The following is a 352-nucleotide window of genomic DNA, read 5'->3' on the forward strand; positions in this document are numbered from 1 at the left end:
AGGAAAGAAATAATATCTTGATGAAACGAATAGACATGAGGTATCTCCTCTATCTTGCCCTCTTCAGTCAAAAAACTCTCTACCAAATTCTGCCATTTCTCATCAAAATGTTGCGCTTGATAACGAAGAAATAGGTCCATTTTCTCCCTATCTTTTGGAATTGTTCCACGAAACATAGCCAATAATTTCATTACTTCCATACTCGCTCCTTTCATCTATACGAAAATAGGAGAATCACATGATTCCCCTACAACTCTATCTCCATTTCAACCTCTTGAGGACTGATTTCTAAATCACTAGATAAAAGAGAAACGGCATCCGTTCTCATGTAGTAAGTATATAAGTCTTCTAG

The 352-nt window shown here is 36.4% G+C and carries 1 protein-coding gene and 1 pseudogene; both read right to left on the reverse strand.

Translation table 11 applies throughout. The features are described 5' to 3' along the window. A partial coding sequence (locus tag HMPREF2701_RS00145; RefSeq protein WP_186821198.1) for a hypothetical protein occupies window positions 1-200 on the reverse strand: 200 nt, incomplete at its 3' end. 47 nt (window positions 201-247) lie between these two features. Next, a pseudogene (locus HMPREF2701_RS10450) lies at window positions 248-352 on the reverse strand (cell envelope biogenesis protein OmpA); the annotation flags it as partial.

The organism is Streptococcus sp. HMSC077D04 (genome assembly GCF_001808785.1).
GTDB lineage: Bacteria > Bacillota > Bacilli > Lactobacillales > Streptococcaceae > Streptococcus > Streptococcus mitis_BX.